The sequence below is a fragment of the Campylobacter sp. US53 genome, assembly GCF_004378995.1.
Classification (GTDB): Bacteria; Campylobacterota; Campylobacteria; order Campylobacterales; family Campylobacteraceae; genus Campylobacter_D; species Campylobacter_D jejuni.
The window spans coordinates 1-3550 of record NZ_RYYH01000018.1 but is presented as its reverse complement, the minus strand read 5'-3'; the positions used below and the strand labels follow the sequence as shown (position 1 = coordinate 3550).

1 protein-coding gene is annotated in these 3550 nt (G+C 31.1%); it reads right to left on the bottom strand.

The genetic code is table 11. From position 1 onward, the window contains the following. Nucleotides 1–97: 97 nt before the first annotated feature. On the bottom strand, nucleotides 98–3328 hold the full coding sequence (locus ELQ05_RS08090) for an autotransporter outer membrane beta-barrel domain-containing protein (protein ID WP_134240077.1): 3231 nt from the start codon (nucleotides 3326–3328) through the stop codon (nucleotides 98–100). Nucleotides 3329–3550: the final 222 nt, after the last annotated feature.

The window sequence follows — 3550 nt, the reverse complement described above, 5'->3', positions numbered from 1 at the left end:
AAAAACATCCATCCCAATAATTTTAAAATTATCAGGATGAAATTTTTAACAAGTAGGAGAGTAAACTAAATTAAACTAAGTATTATCTTTTATAAGATTACCAAAGATAATTAAACTGAGCAAATCCTGTATGGGTATTGCCATCTTTATCAAACATTCCATTATAGTTTAAACTAAAATAGAAAGCTTCATTAACAGGAATGATTAAAGAAGTGCTTACAAATTTTTGTACTCTTGGTAAATAAAACTCATCATTTACTTTTATATTTCCAAATCTAGCTTTAGCTTTTACACTAGGATTGATATTAAGCTTAGCTCCAAGTTCTACTGAGCTTTTTAAATTAGGCAACCAATCTCTAAACCAAGTAAAGCTTGTTTTAGTAGAGAATAGATTTAAATAATTTGCATAGGTTCTTTCACCACCCATAACTGTAGCTTCTCCTTTGGTATTAATCATGCTAAAAGCTTCTGTATAACCTCCTTCATAGGTTAAACCTACTTCAGGGGAGAATATATCTTTATTAGAAATAAAATTCATACCTAAGCCTGCATTAACTCCATAAGCATAAGAATTAGGATTTGCTTTAGCTTCATTATTTCCTATTTTTTTAGTTAAATCATTTTTAATTAAAGCTGTTTTACCTTGAGCTTTGATATAAACTTCTTGCCCTTTTTCTGTAGTAAGTAAGATATTAAAGTATTTTAAACCTACATAATAGGTTCTATTATTAATATCAAAATAAGTTGAACTCATCTTTGTATCTTCATAACCTGCATACACACCATATATTCCACTGTCTTTTAAAGTAGAATAACCTATAATGGTTCCTTTAGTGTGTCCTTTACTTTCCTCATTTAAAGAAAGTTCAACATTCTGTGAAGAAAAATAAGGAAGGATGAATAAAGAATGTTCTTTATTAGAACCATAGTTTCCATTATTTAAATCACTCTTTATATAATCACTTGCATCTGCATATAAATTACCCTTTTCAGACATAGCCATTCTTTGGGCTCTACTTGAATTTCCTAGATAAAAGCTTTGCATAGAATTACCCATAACATTATCTATAAAGGTTGATCTTCTTGTAGTAGTAGAGATTAAAGATCTAAAGGTTGCACCTGATATGGAAGCATTAAGATTAAAATCTGTAGAAAGTTTTCCTGTTAATGGATCATAGCTTAAAGATATTTCTCCACCTCCATTAGTTCCTATATTGCCAATATTGCCTTGATTAACACCTGAGATGATATTGTTGATATCTCCTAATTCATCAAGATTAACATTGCTTTGATCAACGGTTATATTTTCTACTTTTACATTATCTTTACCACTTCCACCTACAACCACAGTGTCTAATTTACCTGTTTCTTTATCTGTAGAAACAACCCAATCTTTAATTCCAACACTACCACTACCATTGTTAGTTACTGTATTACCATTGCTATCTTTACCTACTGAGCCTTGGTTAGAGATTTCAACTTGTGCAGATCCTGAAACAGTAATACCATTATTTATGGTTGAGCCTTGTGAATTAGAAATACTAGTATTCCCACTTCCTGAAGAACTAATACCGCCACTAATAGTTCCACCATTACTATTACTAATTACCATATCAGCACCACCAGTGCTTTCAATCTTACCACCGATATTACCTGAGTTAGAAATTTCAAGTTTATTATCACTATTGTTAGTGATAGAACCTGAAATACCTGTATCAGAAGTAGAGGTGTTAGTGATAGAATCAAGTTTGCTATCTTCATCTACAGTAATTGAACCAGAAATAGCTCCATTACCCGTATTGGTAATAGAATCAATACTACTGCCCCCGCTTACTTGAACACTTCCTGAGATGCTTCCATTACCTTGATTAACAAGACCACCTTCTACCTTAGCTCCATTTTCTATCTTAATATCACTACCTATAGAAGCATTACCTGTATTGATTATATTTCCTTCAAGTTTAGTGTTTTCCCCACTAACAGTAATACCACCTGTTATACTTCCTGAGCCAGAATTAGATATGGCTTGGCCTGAAGAAGAAGTTACAGTAGCTCCATCTTCTACTTTTATAGAGCCTGTTATTTTTCCACTTTCATTAGATATACCTGAACCACTTCCGCCTTCTACTCTAGATCCTTCACCAGATAAAATCATTTCTCCGCTTAAAGAAGCTGCATTACCTAATTTTATACCATTGACTTTACCTTGTATAATGCCACCATTGGTAAGTTCTATTTTTTGACTGCTTGATCCAGTTTCTAAGGAAATTCCATATTTGTCGCTATAAATTCCACTTACTGTGCCATCTTTTTTTGTATCTTTACCCCCATCTATATATAAATTACCTAAAGTTTGCCATTGACCCACTGCTATTCCTGCGTATTTGCCATAAACTACACCTCCATCTTTTACGGTAAGATCCTTAAATTTACCATAAGTTACAACTATACCAGTATAATTTGATTGTATAGTTCCTGTGTTGATAATATTTTCTATGGTACCACCGCTTTCGAGTTTTATACCAGCATTAGTATTATGATTACCGTTAGATATTATAGTTCCAGAATTAACAAGGGTTTTTATGTTGCCACCTGCTACAAGTATACTAGAAGAGCTACCACTGATAGTTCCATTATTATTAAAACTATTTATAGTTCCTCCGGATAATCTTACACCTTGATCCCCACTGATTAGACCGTTGTTGCTAAAGCTTTTTATATTAGTATTTCCTTCGAAAAAAACAGTTCCTTTATTGCTAGAACCTGCTATGGTTCCACTATTGTTAAAATTTTCTATATTAAGGGTTCCTTGACTACTTGACCAAATTCCCATATAAATTTGTCCATTGATTTGGTTTTTATTTTCAAAGGTATTAACAGTGATGGTTCCTGTAAAGTCCTTTTTACTATTTTGTATGGCCACTGCACCATTGATGATTCCATTATTGGTAAGATTGGTAAGAGTAAGAGTATCACTGTTGCTAGCATGGGCATAGATAATTATTCTATCGTTATTACCTATACTACCTAGAGTTCCGTTTGATCCAATTGTTAAGGAATTTGTTGTTCCATTTCCAGTAATAGTTACTTGTCCGTTTTGCAAAGAATTTATAGTCGTATTAGTTCCATTTCTAGAACTATACACACTTGCTGATCTAGCTTTAGTATTTTTACTTATTTCATCATAAGTTTTTATTTCAGAATTTAATGCAGCATCAGCACAGCTAGCTAAGAAAGAAATAGCAGCTAAAGATAAAACTATCTTTTTAGAATTTAAATGGGATTTTCTAATCCCCCCCCCCAATGGACACCTTACTTGAAATAATATTTTTACTCAAATATTTTTCTCCTTCCTTATTTAAAATGATTTATTTTGAAATTAATTTCATATTTTTTATTTTTTAAAAATAATATAAAATACAAAAATAAAATAGCGGAATAATAAAATATTTAAACTTAAAGTATAATTAAATACTAACTATTATAAAACTATATGGTTTGAATTTAAATTTTATTTTATAGAAAAAATTGATTTAATGAGAGTAAATTT